Annotated in this window: 15 protein-coding genes; 9 read left to right on the forward strand and 6 right to left on the reverse strand. The window is 34.4% G+C overall.

Translation table 11 applies throughout. The features are described from left to right. Nucleotides 1-711 precede the first annotated feature (711 nt). Nucleotides 712-1176: a VOC family protein gene (locus ACNQGH_RS08740; protein ID WP_417955600.1), complete on the forward strand. Its 465-nt coding sequence runs from the start codon at nt 712-714 to the stop codon at nt 1174-1176. A 268-nt stretch (nt 1177-1444) separates the two neighbouring features. Next, complete coding sequence (locus ACNQGH_RS08745) at nt 1445-1744, forward strand: YciI family protein (RefSeq protein ID WP_417955602.1); 300 nt, start codon at nt 1445-1447, stop codon at nt 1742-1744. Nucleotides 1745-1798: 54 nt separating this feature from the next. Here ACNQGH_RS08745 and ACNQGH_RS08750 read toward each other — a convergent pair whose 3' ends face one another. Beyond that, the gene (locus ACNQGH_RS08750) at nt 1799-3760 is read right to left on the reverse strand and encodes an aconitate hydratase (protein WP_417955604.1); all 1962 of its coding nucleotides are present in this window, start codon (nt 3758-3760) and stop codon (nt 1799-1801) included. A 374-nt stretch (nt 3761-4134) separates the two neighbouring features. Between ACNQGH_RS08750 and ACNQGH_RS08755 the strand changes: the two genes are divergently transcribed. Beyond that, nucleotides 4135-5256, forward strand: coding sequence for an ATP-binding protein (locus ACNQGH_RS08755; protein WP_417955606.1), 1122 nt, complete (start codon nt 4135-4137; stop codon nt 5254-5256). A 125-nt stretch (nt 5257-5381) separates the two neighbouring features. Here ACNQGH_RS08755 and ACNQGH_RS08760 read toward each other — a convergent pair whose 3' ends face one another. The 5 genes from ACNQGH_RS08760 to ACNQGH_RS08780 all read right to left on the reverse strand — a co-directional run bounded on the left by ACNQGH_RS08760 (nt 5382) and on the right by ACNQGH_RS08780 (nt 9316). After that, nucleotides 5382-6278, reverse strand: coding sequence for a PDDEXK nuclease domain-containing protein (locus ACNQGH_RS08760; RefSeq protein WP_417955607.1), 897 nt, complete (start codon nt 6276-6278; stop codon nt 5382-5384). A gap of 50 nt (nt 6279-6328) precedes the next feature. Further along, a complete protein-coding gene (locus ACNQGH_RS08765) occupies nt 6329-6526 on the reverse strand; it encodes a DUF1016 N-terminal domain-containing protein (protein ID WP_417955608.1) in 198 nt (65 codons plus the stop codon). A 447-nt stretch (nt 6527-6973) separates the two neighbouring features. Further along, on the reverse strand, nt 6974-8263 hold the full coding sequence (locus ACNQGH_RS08770; RefSeq protein WP_417955609.1) for a relaxase/mobilization nuclease domain-containing protein: 1290 nt from the start codon (nt 8261-8263) through the stop codon (nt 6974-6976). Continuing rightward, nucleotides 8248-8640, reverse strand: coding sequence for a plasmid mobilization protein (locus ACNQGH_RS08775; RefSeq protein ID WP_417955610.1), 393 nt, complete (start codon nt 8638-8640; stop codon nt 8248-8250). The genes ACNQGH_RS08770 and ACNQGH_RS08775 overlap by 16 nt, the downstream gene beginning before the upstream one ends. 130 nt (nt 8641-8770) lie before the next feature. Next, nucleotides 8771-9316 carry a CHC2 zinc finger domain-containing protein gene (locus tag ACNQGH_RS08780; protein WP_417955611.1) on the reverse strand — a complete coding sequence of 182 codons (546 nt, stop codon included), beginning with the start codon at nt 9314-9316 and terminating at the stop codon, nt 8771-8773. 573 nt (nt 9317-9889) lie between these two features. Here ACNQGH_RS08780 and ACNQGH_RS08785 point away from each other — a divergent pair. The 6 genes from ACNQGH_RS08785 (at nt 9890) to ACNQGH_RS08810 (ending at nt 15424) form a co-directional block, all read left to right on the forward strand. Then, nucleotides 9890-10759, forward strand: a complete 870-nt coding sequence (locus ACNQGH_RS08785; RefSeq protein WP_417955612.1) for an ABC transporter permease — start codon at nt 9890-9892, stop codon at nt 10757-10759. 37 nt (nt 10760-10796) lie between these two features. After that, nucleotides 10797-12080: an ABC transporter ATP-binding protein gene (locus ACNQGH_RS08790; RefSeq protein WP_417955613.1), complete on the forward strand. Its 1284-nt coding sequence runs from the start codon at nt 10797-10799 to the stop codon at nt 12078-12080. A gap of 5 nt (nt 12081-12085) precedes the next feature. Next, a complete protein-coding gene (locus ACNQGH_RS08795) occupies nt 12086-12913 on the forward strand; it encodes a class I SAM-dependent methyltransferase (RefSeq protein WP_417955614.1) in 828 nt (275 codons plus the stop codon). A gap of 1 nt (nt 12914) precedes the next feature. Beyond that, the gene (locus ACNQGH_RS08800; RefSeq protein ID WP_417955615.1) at nt 12915-13826 is read left to right on the forward strand and encodes a glycosyltransferase; all 912 of its coding nucleotides are present in this window, start codon (nt 12915-12917) and stop codon (nt 13824-13826) included. Continuing rightward, complete coding sequence (locus ACNQGH_RS08805; protein WP_417955616.1) at nt 13816-14670, forward strand: glycosyltransferase family 2 protein; 855 nt, start codon at nt 13816-13818, stop codon at nt 14668-14670. Before ACNQGH_RS08800 ends, ACNQGH_RS08805 begins: the two co-directional genes overlap by 11 nt. Before the next feature lie 70 nt (nt 14671-14740). Then, nucleotides 14741-15424 (forward strand): FkbM family methyltransferase, encoded by a 684-nt coding sequence (locus ACNQGH_RS08810; protein ID WP_417955617.1) that lies wholly within the window; start codon nt 14741-14743, stop codon nt 15422-15424. The last annotated feature ends 73 nt before the right edge of the window (nt 15425-15497 follow it).

Genomic DNA, 15497 nt, shown 5'->3' on the forward strand with positions numbered 1-15497 from the left:
TTTGTTTTTTACTGTACTATTTTCTGTTATTGAATGTTGCCCAAGAGCTTCTAATTCTGATATGGATTTAGATGTTATTAATAACTCAATTTAGGAATTTTAATTGCGTTGCTAATCGAATCACTCTGACTATTATTTTGACCGACGCAACAAACTAAGAAACCGTAAAAGTTGTAAACAAAATTTAATTTTATCAGTTGTTTATGATGAAAATCAACAACAATAACACAATAAATATAGGTGTTTTATTACAGAAAAGTATTGATAATCGATAAAATTAACATTAAGTTGTCATTAAATAGTAGTAATAGATATTTTTTTTTAATCCGCCCTGTTTGTGGTTCTATCTCATCAGTGCTTATTCCATATCAGAAAAAACTTGGAGCAGCTACTTTAGCGACTGTTCAACTTTCAGAAAGAACGGGAAATCGGGTTTATAGATTATTAGACCAGGAGAGGGAATTGTAGACATAGAATTACTTTATATGAAAGGGAAAAATATATTGTTGGTTGAAAATAATAACGGTAGAACGGATTTAGGTTTTAGACTTATTTTAAAGTTTTTTTTGTACTTTTAAAGTCATTTATTAATTGGATTTTGGATTCGTTAAATTTGTAATAATATTGATAATTAGTTGATTATAGTTTTTTTAGACCAACACGGAACAAGCTTGAACAAACAAAAATTAAAACACTTAAAAATTAGAAAATATGGAAACATCGTACATTTATCCAGGAGCATACCCATTGAATGCCTATATTACAATCAAAGGATGCAGTGAAGCAATTGACTTTTATAAAAAAGCATTCGGTGCAACGGAACGAGGCAGATTACTTATGCCAAATGGACTAATTGGTCACGCAGAAATAATGATCGAAGGTTCATTACTCATGATGGCAGATGAAAACCTTGAATGGGGAAATAAAGGCCCTTTAACTATTGGAGGAAACCCAATGTCCTTTGGATTGTATGTAAAAGATGTAGACAAAGCATTTCAGAAAGCGATTGATGCAGGGGCAACCATGGTAATGCCAATTGAAGACATGTTTTATGGAGACCGCGTGGGACATGTGATGGACCCATTTGGGTATAAATGGATGATAACAACACACAAAGAAGATATGAGTTTTGAGGAAATGCAAAAACGATCAGACAAAATGTTTTCAGTAAAATAATCATTAATTGATAGTAGCGCAAACGAACGAAAGAAAATGAACCACTAGACTCGGGCACTGATGATTAGCTATTGTTTTTCTCAAGTACAATTATTTACTTTAAACCAGTGAAAAAATATTTTAGACAAACTGTCCAATTTTAGAAACTCAATTGTTATCTCTTTTTAACCCATTTAAAACAGCAAAAAAATGAAAGAATTTATGATGATTTTCAGGAATGAAAAAATGGAATGAGGCCAAATGCCTTCTGCCGAACAAATGCAGGGTAATGACCCAATGGCAAAATTGGATAGGCGAGGTTGTTGCGCAAGGAAAGTATAGCGGGACAAACCGATTAAATTCAGAGGGAAAAACCTTAAAACCAAACAATGTTAGCATAGATGGTCCTTATGCAGAAGTAAAAGAGATCGTGGGTGGATATCTTGTTGTAAAAGCCAACTCGCTTGATGAAGCGGTAGCAATGGCAAAATCGTGCCCTAACCTTTTGTATGGTGGAAGCGTTGAAGTTCGCGGTGTCCTGACTATTGATGCGGATACAAATTCAGCTACATTTTTAGCTGAAAAATAAATATATGAATTTGTCGTCAGTATTACGCTTTTAGTGATACTGACGATATTTTATTTACTTGTTGAAATGTTTCTTAGCCTTTACATAATTTATAGCTCCCCCTTTTAAGATCAGTTCGATTTGCCGGTCACTTATGTTTAAGACAAGCGGGATTTCCATTTGCTTTCCAATTACTTTCGCATTCAAAACGTTTCTGTTTTTTATTGCTGATCTCAATCCTTCAATTCTTAGTACATCACCCTGTTCCAGTTTGTCAAAATCATCTTTATTTTGGAATTCGAAAGGGATAATACCAAAGTTAATCAGGTTCTGCCAGCCGATTCGGGCATACGATTTTGAAATTGTAAATAGTTGGCCTAAATATCTCGGGGCCAGTGCTGCATGCTCTCTGCTGGAGCCCTGCGCGTAATTTTCTCCTGCTACCACACAAAAACCATTGTATTTGTTTTGGTTTTCTATGGCCCGATCGTAAAAGTGCTGGTCAATCACATAGTACGAATATTTGCTGATTTCAGGAATATTGGAGCGCAATGGCAATACATCTGCGCCGGCCTTTAATATTTCATCTGTAGAAATGTCATCTCCCATTTTTAGAAGAATGGGGATTTCCAATTCGTCCGGAAGTTCTCCAAACTCGGGAAGTGTTTTAATATTCGGGCCTTTGATCAATTCAACCGATTTTCCATTGGGAGGAATCAGCATTTGCTGATTCACTTTAATGGTCTCTGGTTCTTTCCATTCTGGATACGTAATATTGAATTGTTTTTCCAGATCTCTTGGATCCGTAATCTTTCCGGTGAGTGCAGCAGCGGCAGCCGTTTCCGGGCTGCAAAGGTATACTTGGTCATCAAGTGTTCCGGAGCGTCCTGGGAAATTACGTGGCATCGTACGCAGACTTATGCTGTTGGTGGCAGGTGCCTGCCCCATGCCAATACAACCCATGCAACCTGATTGATGAACGCGGGCACCAGCAGCAATCAAGGAAGCAAGCGCACCCATTTCTGTCAGATTTTGCAATATCTGACGCGTCGAAGGATTGACATCAAAGGAAACATCCGGAGATGAAAATTGTCCTTTTACTATTTGGGAAACGATCCAGAAATCACGCAGCCCTGGATTGGCTGAGGAGCCTAATACTACCTGCGATACTGGTTTACCACTCACCTCTCTGACCGGGACTACATTGCCAGGACTACTGGGAATTGCTATTAAAGGTTCTAATTCAGATAAATTAATTTCTTCATCATGATCATAAGTAGCTCCTTCATCTGCTTTCAGTGCTATCCATTGCTCTTCCCGTCCTTCTTTTCGAAGAAAATCTTTTGTGATTTCATCAGAGGGGAATACCGAAGAAGTGGCTCCCATCTCGGCACCCATGTTGGCAATTACGTGTCGGTCCCAGGCGCTGAGGTATTGGAGTCCGGGGCCATAATATTCTAAAATATAGCCACGTCCGCCATTGACATCATACCGTCTTAACATTTCTAAAACCACATCTTTTGCACTGACCCAATCCGGTAATTTACCGATGAGTTTAATACCCATTATCTTTGGCATCTTTACAAAATAGGGTTCGCCGGCAGCAGCAAGGGCAACATCCAAGCCGCCAGTACCGATGGCAAGCATTCCAATACCACCACCTGCGCAAGTATGACTGTCGGAACCTAACAGCGTGCTGCCGGGTTTGCCAAATCGTTCCATGTGCACCGCGTGACTAATTCCATTCCCCGGTCTACTAAACCAATATCCGAATCGGGCGGCGGCTGATTGCAGAAAAAGGTGATCATCCATGTTTTTGTAATCAGTCTGGAGCAGATTATGATCGACATATTGAACAGCGACTTCTGCTTTGGCTCTTTCTAATTGAAATGCCTCTAATTCTAACATAATTAAGGTTCCAGTGGCGTCTTGTTGCAGTACGTGATCTATCTTTAATCCAATCTCGCTTCCCGGCTTCATTTCACCAGACAGAAGATGACTGCTAATTAATTTTTGACTAATGTTTTGATTGCTCATGATTATTTCAAATTTGTTTTGCGTAAGGTATCTGTTTTAAAATGAATGTTTTGTGTGTTATTTTAGAGCATATTAAAGTTACTCATTTTTAACTTACGTTAAATTATATTTATTCCTTTTTATAATAGTGTGCTATTGTAACTGTCTTTTGATCCATTCATCATTAATTCTATATTAACGCTCCCTTCCTGTTTTTTGCTTAATTAGGGTTTTATAAAATGTGATTTGGCTAGTGCTTTTTTTAGATTTTGGAGTTATTTTTAGTTCTAAATCCCTAAAAGTTATAGAATATCAGGAATGTAATCCGTAAAAGTTATAGAATATCGGGATTGTAATCCGTAAAAGTTGTATTTTGTGTTTTAATTCAAAAGATTATGGTAGTAAGAACACTTGAAAAAGTTTTGAAAAGCCGCTTAAATACTGGTAAAGCGATTGTATTATTGGGAGCAAGACAAGTAGGTAAAACAACCCTGTTAAAAGCATTATTTGCAGATACAGAAGATGTATTATGGTTAAACGGAGACGAAATGGATGTGCAATCCTTATTTGCAAATAGTTCAGCTACCCGTTTAAAAGCTATTTTTGGGAATAAAAAAATAATAATAATTGATGAAGCGCAACGTATTCATGATATAGGATTGCGAATGAAATTGATTACAGATCAAATTCCGGAAGTACAATTAGTTGCTACTGGAAGTTCTTCTTTTGAATTGGCTAATCCCGTTAACGAACCGTTAACGGGACGCAAATGGGAATATAAAATGTATCCTATTTCCTTTGGCGAAATGGTGAGTCATCATGGTTTGCTTGAAGAAAAACGAATGATACCACACCGAATGGTATATGGGTACTATCCTGATGTTGTTAATAATTCAGGTATGAAGAAAGATATTCTTAAACAATTGTCAGATAGTTATTTGTATAAAGATATCCTTTTACTGGGTCATATTAAAAAACCGGAAGGGCTTCTTAAACTTTTACAAGGATTGGCTTTTCAGGTAGGCTCACAGGTATCTTATAACGAACTGTCCCAACTTTGCGGATTAGATGCTAAAACTGTAGAAAAGTATATCGTTTTATTAGAGCAAACCTTTATTGTGTTTCGTTTAGGGTCTTTTAGCAGGAATTTGCGGAATGAACTTAAAAGTAGTAGAAAAATTTATTTTTATGATAATGGAATTCGGAATGCCTTGATTGCTAATTTTAATAATTTAGAACTCCGACAAGATATAGGAGCCTTATGGGAAAATTTTGTTTTGTCTGAGCGAATGAAGAAGCTGCATTATTCGGGAAAATGGGTTAATTCCTGGTATTGGCGTACCAAAGAGCAAAAAGAAATTGATTATATTGAGGAGTCAGACGGTCAATTAACGGCCTATGAGTTGAAATGGAATCCGAATGCAAAATATAAAACGCCTAAATTATTTTTGGAAACTTATAAAGAAAGTCAATTTCAGATTGTGCATAGGGATAATATAGAAGATTTTTTATTGTAGGTTCCCTCCATATTAATTGTTCCATAAATGAAGTTTAGAGTGAGTAAATTTTCCTATGCGCTGAAATTTCTTCCAACCATTCTATGTCGGAAGGTTTGTAGCAGTCGTGTGACAAGTATGTTAGATTAGGTTTTATTTTCGTTGTTGGGTTCAAAAAATTCTTTTTCTATGGCTTCAATACTTGGTAAACTCGACTTCAGGTTGTCGGGCAACATTTGTGTGAGTTCGTATTCTGAAACACCAATGGGCTTATTCATGTCACGCAATGCATATTCGGCAAAAATTTTGTCTTTACCTTTGCATAAAATCAGTCCTATGGTGGGTTTGTCAGTTTCATGTTTTAATATGTCATCGATTGCGGAGCAATAAAAATTCATTTTGCCTGCATATTCGGGCATAAAATCGCCCTTTTTTAATAAATCGATAACTACAAAGCAACGCATTTTTAGGTGATAAAATAAGAGGTCGAGCTGAAAATCTTTGTCGCTGACTACCAGTTTGTATTGTCGTCCCACAAAGGCAAAACCGGCACCTAATTCTAACAGAAATTTCTCGACGTGTTTGACGAGTTCCAACTCTAATTCTCTTTCAGAAAACTCGGTAGCGAGTGTTATAAAATCAAAAATATAAGGATCTTTAAAGGTTTGCTTTGCCCAAAGTGAGTGGGCATTGGTAAGCGTATTGTCAAAATTATGGACTAATGCGCCTTGCCGTTCGTGAATCTTGCTTTTGATTTGTGCCACCAAAGTATCACGGCTCCAGCCTTGTTCCAAGATTTGGTGCATATACCAATAGCGTATGGGCAGGTCTTTTATTTTTTGAATTAAAATGATGTGATGTGTCCAGCCAATTTTTTTAATCAGCTGTTGTTTAGTTGCTTCTAATTGCGAAACGGGTAGCTGCGTAATTATATCATTTTCTAATTCGGCAACGGGCAGTTGCCTAATTGATTGACTTTCTAATTTGGCAACGGGTAGTTGCCAAATTGAAAAATTGGAATATTCAATATAAAAATAAACCATCGTCCTTAAATTCCTTTCGGAAAATCCTTTTACTTCAGCTAGTTCATTTTTTAAATCAATAGCAATTTAGGGATAACGCCTTTTCCCCAACCCTTTTGCTGTTGTTGGATATGAATCATTCGACCAATGTCCCAATAGGTTAGCAACAATTCGGCATTGGCAGCAAGATTGACTTTTAGTTGCCCTTGACGGACTCTATTTTTTATATCGGACAATAAACCTTTGTATATTTCTATTTCATTTTCCATAGTATAAAACTCTAATATATTCAAAATTATATTTATTCATCTTGGGTTGCCATCTTGGATTCCAATAAAAAAGTGCTCCTTCTGGATAATCCAAATCATTTATTGAAATCTCATAAGACGTAAGTTTTTGAATAGTTTTGGATAAATCGTAACTCACAGGCAAAATGTCGCATTAAGCGTATAGACCCGGTACTAAGTAACGTGTAGTCCCTTAGTTTTGCTTGGCTTAGCACAGATTTGGAGCTAATTTTTTTTCAAATGTATTAAAAATCAATTACAAATAATCAAATTGTCTCACTTACTATTTTTGTAATAATAAACCATTCAAATGACGAATGGTTTATTTTCTTTTGATAACAATTCTTTAAATTAATGAGGTATTTTTAAGTTTTATTTTTCTCAATGCCTGTTCGTTTTCTCCCGTGTGCATAGTCATAACTTCCCGTTTTATTGATTATAAGATTGTCCTTTTCGCTTACCCTTCAGTTGGTTTGGAACGTATGTGGCAGTCTGTTCGAATTGGATACGCACATCGACTACTTTTGCAATTACAGTATTTGATTCAATAGATTTATTGGCATCACCGGCAGTAGTTTTATCCATTTCCATAGTAGCCTTTTGAGCGGTGAGTTCATGTGATTTTTCACTAACAGCTCCTGTTGTTTTTTGTCCACTTACTATACTTAATCCACAACGCTCTTGAATGGCCTGGGCACTGTACTGGATGCCCAGTGCACTCCCATTAAAAACACATTTGGAGACATGGTCTACATAGATAATTTCATCAGGCAAACCGGCTCCATTTTTCTTAAAAAAAGTGTTAATTCCTTCTTTTTCCAGCGTTTTAACCAATTCGTTCACAGTCATTCCTTTCTGTCTTAGCAGGGCCCTATCAATGCCATTTTTTAGTCGTGTTTTGTCAGGTATTCTTCTGACTTCATTGTCCTTAAATTTTTCTTCTAAAAATTTTAAAGTTGGTTTGTTGAAAAAATCACTTGCTTTTATTGGAATCCCAATTGGCTTGCCCTGTTCGTCCAGTATTTGATACATTAGTCCTTTAGCTAAAAACATTTTTGAATTCTGACCACCGCGATTGGCCATGATATTGTATTGTTTTAGCACTGCATTAAGTTCGGGAAGGCTCGCATACTTGTACTGGTTCAGCACCACATTCAAAACATCGGTTATGGCTTTCTTTGATTCCATCCGGCCGTAATGCACTTTGCTGATCGCAACAGGCTGCAAATGAAATTCCGCTGCCTTTTTTTGTCCTTCCGCTTTAACAAGTCCAAAAAGTTCTTCGATTTCTTTTCTTGCCGGCTCTGATTTTTTTATGCCGTGAAGGTTTAAGTCAATCCGCTTGCCGTCTCTCTCGATATTTATTGAAACTAAGTGCAGGTGGGGGTGTCCCGCATCATAATGCTGGTACACTAAATAAGGCTGTTTTCCGAAACCTATTTTCTTCATATAGATATCCGCAATAGCCATTAGTTTTTCCTTAGAATGGTTTTCTGATGGGGAAAAGTTCACCGAAATATGAACGCTGTTGCGCTTTACGTTTTCGTTTAATTCAATCCGTTTTTTGAAGCGGTTTAGCTTTATGATCGCACTCATTTTATCAACATCCACAGGATAGTTTGCAGCACCGATGCACGCCGCTATACCCGCTTTCACTTTGTTCTCATTGTAGTTTAAAATGCTACGGATCGAGTAGCCTGTATTTAGGATTGTAACCATTGCTCTGCAATTTTTTGAATGTGTTTTTTGATGTCTTCCATCTTGTTGAAAAGAATTGTTTTCTCCAGTTCGTAACGTATAATCCAGTCCCTGAATTCGGGAAGATGTTGCAGGTTGTTTAGTTTTTTTATAAGCTGATTGAGATTATTCCCAATGGTAATAAGCTCATTGCGAAGCTCTATCGTTTCCTCCATAAAATCATCCAGTGACTGATTTCTATAATTGGTTGTAATGGGTTTGTCTAAAAGTTTTTTTTGTGCATATTCGCTTAGGCTATGGCAAGTGGTGGCTTTCGACTGATGCTTAATTTTTGCATATTCTTCTGGTGTAACACGCACCCCGATTTGACGTGATCTGACTGAATTCTCTTTTTTCATAATTTTTCATTTTCATTGATTTCAAACTCTTTTTATCATTTCAGTGTAACTGCTCACGAATTCCGGGTGACCAGCCAGCGATCACCGAACAGCTGTTGATTGTAGGAACGTAGTCCTATTTTAGTTAATTTTAATGTTTTTCCGAATTTTGCATCTTTCTATAGTTTAAAATTCTTTGGTTATCACTTGTAGTCTTTATGGAATGGATTGTTGTTTTAATTTTCGCACTAAATACCTTTTTCTCTTCAGAGCAATAATGTTGTGCAATTTCAATTGGAATTATTCTGTGTTCGAGGTAGCGCAAAAGGGGCGAGGAAGCCAGTGCAACTGCTTTCAGAATTTTAATTTTAGGCTCCTGTTTACCAATGTCTTCAGCTTGTAGAATTATTGGCTGTTGAAGTAAAAAAGTGCCACTTAAATTTTGTAATAATTCACCAGGGGTGCAGTTGTAATAGTGTACTCCAAAATCAATTAGGGTACCGCCTTTTCCGATTCCGTGATCGTACCAACAATTAAGCTGTTGGTTGACTTTGAAAGAGGGTGTTCTTTCTTCCCTGAAAGGGGAGAAGAACCAGAAATCCTGCCCTCTGATTTTAGAAGGCTTAAAACCTAGAGTAGACAAATAGCTAATCACCTTAACTTGTACCAGTGTTATTGTATGGTTTGTGAAATTCATAACAGTCATTTTATCAGGTTCCTATTTCAGCTATTCCCTACGAATATATAAAAGGTTATCGAACTGTCCAATCCTGCTCATATTTTGACCAGGATGCATTCGGGATATCTTTTCTATTTGGTTTATTTCAATTCTGTATATTGAATAGGTGTATCTAACTCTAAAAAAATCAAGAGCATTATAATCGATAAAACAATTAATATCGTTTCCCTTAAATCGGGCAAGGTTCTTTTGTGAAAAATTTATTGTATCGTTAGCACTAATGTCAGCTTTTTAAGAGACAGACTTCATTTAAAAAACACATCCATTTGATATTTTATTTATTTTCAACCATAATAAGAGCTAATAATTTTTTTTCTTGGTCGAAAAATCCTGTTGCTAATTCCTGCAAATGACCATCATCAATAAAAGCTAATTCGAAAAAGAATTAATCGGCCAAGTGATTTTTAATGCAATACCAAGGGCAAATTATTTATATTTGCTTTATAATGATAGAATTTAACGAATAAAAGAAAAGTGCGCTCGATTGCACTCGAGAAGACAAAATCAACGTTAGTATTTTAGCATAAACCAATGAGCCAACCCGAACATACAGATGCCACTTGGCTGTTTGAGATAACACCCAAAAACAAATTCTTTTCGTTAAACCTTAAAGAGGCTTGGCAATACCGTGATTTGCTGATGCTTTTTGTAAAAAGAGATGTAGTTACCGTATACAAACAAACGGTCTTGGGACCACTTTGGTACTTAATACAGCCCTTGTTTACCGCTATTACCTTTACCATCATTTTTAACAGCGTGGCAGGTATTGATACAGGAACAGTACCACCGTTTTTGTTTAACTTGGCAGGAATAACGGTTTGGAATTATTTTACGGCCTGTCTCAATGATACCTCGGACACCTTCAAAAGAAATGCAGCTATTTTTGGAAAAGTATATTTTCCTCGTATCATTATGCCGCTCTCCATTGTTATATCTAATTTGTTAAAATTTGGGATTCAATTTTTTATTTTCATTGCTTTTTTTATTTATTATTACTTTCAAGGGGCAGGTATTAGTTTAAATGGAGCCACTCTGTTTTTTCCTTTGTTAGTTGCCTTGATGGGGATTTTAGGATTGGGACTGGGAATGTTTATTTCGTCCTTGGTTACTAAATACAGGGATTTAAGTTACCTTGTCAGTTTTGGTGCACAATTATTGATGTATGTTTCGGCCGTAATGTATCCTATGGCATTAATAAAAGAAAAACTTCCTAATTATGGCTGGCTAATAGCATATAATCCGTTGGCTTATGTAATAGAAACTACTCGATATATGTTATTGAATGTAGGGCATATTTCGATAGTGGGTTTAAGCTATATGTTCTTCGTAACGGTAATCGTGTTTTTTGTAGGACTGTTAGTTTTTAATAAGACAGAGAAGAGTTTTATAGATACTGTTTAGATTGCAGATTACATTATTCACAACTTATCACTGATAATTGAAAAAAGATATTATATTAAAAGTTGAAAATATTTCCAAACAATACCGCTTGGGCAAAGTAGGTACAGGCACATTGAGTCATGACTTAAACCGTTGGTGGCATCAAGTGCGCGGAAAAGAAAATCCGTATTTAAAAATAGGGGATACTAACGATCGAACCAGTAAAGGTGAAAGTGATTATGTTTGGGCACTTCAGAATATTAATTTTGAGGTAGAACGTGGCGAAGTATTAGGCATTATTGGGAAGAATGGAGCCGGGAAATCGACATTACTCAAAATACTATCCCGCGTTACTGCACCTACTACTGGCAATGTTAAGTTTGGAGGTCGTATAGCCTCTTTGCTAGAAGTAGGGACCGGTTTTAATGGTGAAATGACTGGTCGTGAAAATGTGTATTTGAATGGTGCAATTCTGGGAATGACTAAAAAAGAAATTACGTCTAAAATAAATGAAATTATAGATTTTTCGGGATGCGAACGTTATATAGATACTCCTGTGAAAAGATATAGTAGCGGGATGACTGTACGGTTGGCCTTTGCTGTGGCAGCATTCCTCGAGCCTGAAATTTTGATTATAGATGAGGTTCTCGCCGTTGGCGATGCTGAATTTCAGAAAAAAGCTATTGGTAAGATGCAGGATATTTCTCAGAAAGGAGGAAGGACGGTTTTGTTTGTGAGTCATAATATGGCAGCTGTGAAGAGTTTATGTACCAGAGGAATTGTTCTGGAGAATGGCGAGGTGAAATTTGAAGGAGGAATAGAAGATGCTATTGATGAATATTTAAATGATTCAATTAACAAGGCATATAGAAAATGGTCAATATCACAAGCGCCAACTTCTGATTTTGTTAGATTGTTAGAGGTTAAAGTTTTAAATAAAAAGAAAGAAATTACGGTTAATCATTCTATCATCGACGAAATAAAGATTGAGTTTACTTATGAAATTACAAATGAAAATCGATTGTTTACTCATGGTTTTAATTTGTTTAACAATCATAATATTCATGTTTTAAGTTCACATGACAAAGATTCTTTGACTTTACGATCAGCTTTATTAAAAGGTATTTATTCTAAAACGATTACTATTCCTGGAAATTTTTTAGCTGAAGGTGCCTACACTTGTAGTTTTGCAATTATGACTTATAATCCATTTCATGTAGAATTTCATGAAATGGAAATAGTTGGGTTTAATATTGTTGATGAATTAGGAGGGAATACAGTTAGAGGGAATTATTCAGGGAGGTTTCCTGGAATAGTTCGCCCATTATTAAATTGGAATTAATATTTATGAAAAAATGGACAGGAGAACGTTTAGAAACGTTTGTTCAAAGTAGAGATACTATTGATCATTTACACAGATACGCAATTGTTTTAAATTATATTAAGAATAAAATAGTTTTAGATATAGCAAGTGGAGAAGGTTATGGAAGTAATATAATGAGTCATGTAGCGTCATTTGTTTATGGTGTAGATATTGATAATACGATTATTAAAGAAGCAAAATTAAAATATAAAAAAGAAAATCTTGAATTTATAACGGGTAGTGCTAGTCAGATTCCTCTGGAAGATAGAAGTGTGGACGTAGTTGTTAGTTTTGAGACTATCGAACATCATGACAAGCACGATGAAATGATGGCTGAGATAAAAAGAGTTTTAAAACCCAAAGGTTTGCTGATTATTTCTACACCCGATAAGTTATATTACTCCGACGAAAGAAATTTCAACAATGAATTCCATATTAAAGAGCTTTACAAACAGGAATTTACAGATTTAATATCTAAAAATTTTAGCGAAATACAATTACTAACTCAAAAGTATAGTAATGGAAACTCACTTATACAAGACGAGAGAGAACATAATGATTTACAGGTTTTTTCAGGAAATTATAAAGAAATTATGGATATAATTATAAGTCCATTATATCTTATAGCTATTGCTTCAGAAGATGTTTTTGAAAAGCAAAAATTAACGGTTTTTGATGGCAGCCAAATTATTAATACCCACTTTAATAATCAAATGAATGAATTTAATAGTAAAGTTTATTCTAGTAACTCATACAAATTGGGACATTTAGTTTTGTTGCCATTTAAGATTTTAAAAAAAATATTTAAATAAAATGCTTGCTATTGTAGTCCCATATTATAAATTAACGTTCTTCGAGGCGACATTGCTATCATTAGCTGATCAAGCCGACAAGCGATTTAAAGTATATATAGGGGATGATGCCAGTCCACAAAATCCAAGGAATTTATTAGAAAGATATGAGGGGAAATTTGATTTTCTATATCATAGATTTGAAAGTAATCTTGGAGGGACATCTTTGGTAAAACATTGGGAACGTTGTATTGCACTTACCAACAATGAAGAATGGATTATGATTCTGGGTGATGATGACATATTAGATAATTCTGTAATAGCTTCTTGGTATAAAAACTATGTAGTTTTTAATCAAAAATCAGAGTTAATTAGATTTGCAACAAAATGGATACTTGAAGAATCAAAAAGTGTTTCAGAAATTTTTATTCATCCTGTTTGGGAAAATGCAACTGATTCTTTTTATAGAAAATTCCAATACTTAACAAGGAGTTCATTGTCTGAATATGTTTTTTCCAGAGCATCATATTTAAAGTATGGATTTTTTGACTATCTTTTGGCTTGGCATAGTGACGATAGGGCTTGGTTAGATTTTTCTGATAAAAAACCCATTTTTACCATAAATGAAAGTGTGGTGTTTGTCAGAATTTCAAGGCTAAGTATTTCAGGTAAAGTTGATAATGATATTTCAAAGAGAGCATCGGCCATTGCATTTAATAAATTTATAGTTTCAACTAGACTGGACTTTTATAATAAAAAACAACGTGAGATATTAATGAGGCGATATGAAAATGAAATTAAAAAAGTTGGAGATATAAGCTTCTCGGATTGGTCTTTTTTGTTTTTATTGTATTTAAAGTATCCTGACATCAATTCGTTTAGAAAGTTTATCAAAAGATTTTTAAACAATATTTTAAAAAGACATGAATTCTAATAAAGTTTCTATAATTGTTCCTTGTTTCAATCAGGCTGAATACCTAGACGAATCAATTCAATCCGTGTTAGATCAAACCTATGTAAATTGGGAATGTATTATCGTGAATGATGGAAGCTTAGACAAAACTGAAGAAGTTGCAAAAAGATGGGTAGCAAAGGACAATCGCTTCAGTTATTTGTTTCAAGAAAATACAGGAATTTGTGGTGCTCGTAATTATGGTGTCAAACAGGCGACAGGTGAGTTTATTCTTCCATTGGATGCAGACGATAAATTAGGAAGTGACTATATAAGTTTAGGTATTAAGGAGTTTAATAATGACAAATCGGTGTGTTTGGTTTATGCAAATGCATATCTTTTTGGAGCGGAAAACAAGATTTGGAACCTGGCCGATTTTGAATTCAATAAATTTTTATTACATAATTGTATTTACTCCTCAGCAATTTTTAGAAAAGTTGACTTTTTAGCTGTAAATGGGTACGACGAGGAAATGAAATATGGTCTGGAAGACTGGGAATTTTGGATAAGCATTTTGTCTTTGTATGAAATACCAAAAGTAAAAAAGATAGATTACCTAGGTTTTTTTTATAGGATAAAAGAAAAATCAAGGAATGCAGTTCTTTTTGATGATACTAATAAAGAAGGGCAAATGATATCAGTGATTTGCAGGAAGCATTATTTATTGTATGAAAAAAAGTTTGGCAGTTATATAGCGGTTGTAAATAATTTGGATCAAAACATAAAAGAGACGGATTATCAATTAAAAAGCGAAAAGTTTGTTCTTGATGTTTTTTGCAAAACTTTTTTCGGTTTTACAATTTTTAATAAATACAGGAAAGGATAATCTAAGTAATTATTCTTTGAACAGATGATTAAAGACTATGCAATTCGACTAATTAATGATATAACTATACATGATTTCAAGAATAAAAAAAGCAATAAAAATTCTTATCAAGTACGATAAAAAAAGTACTATTATTAATAATGACGATATATTGCAATATAATAGAGTAAAACCTTGGTTTGCTGTAAAAGGAGACAAAACACTTAGATTAAATTATGATTTGAATACTGATTCGATTGTCTTTGATGTTGGAGGTTACAAAGGAGAATTTGCCTCTGAAATTCTTTGTAAATACAATGCTAATGTTTATATATTTGAGCCTGTCAGAGACTTTTTCTTGATTATTAAAGATAAATTTTTGAAGAACGAAAAAGTAATGCCTTTTAATTTTGGATTGGCGAGTAAAGATCAGGAAATTCAAATCATTATCTCAGATAATTCTTCATCAGTTTATTTGCAAGGTGAAAATAAGGAAACGATTCAATTGAAATCGATAGTTGATTTTATTAAATTTAATAATATTAATCAAATTGATTTGATAAAAATTAATATTGAAGGGGGAGAATATGATCTTCTAGAATCACTAATTGACAATGGCTGTATAAGTATTTTTAAAAATATTCAAGTTCAGTTTCACGATTTTTTATTTGAAAATGCAAAAGAACGGATGAATAAAATTCAAAAAGACCTTTCCATAACTCATGAAATAACATATCAATACGAATTTGTGTGGGAAAATTGGAAATTAAAATAAAAAATAAGGATAGTTTTTAGAGATGATGAGAGCTAGCAAATTTGAAAATTATTAAATTGTTTTGAAAAGGGAA

Origin of the sequence: Flavobacterium kochi, from assembly GCF_048286715.1 — a bacterium.
Lineage (GTDB): Bacteria > Bacteroidota > Bacteroidia > Flavobacteriales > Flavobacteriaceae > Flavobacterium.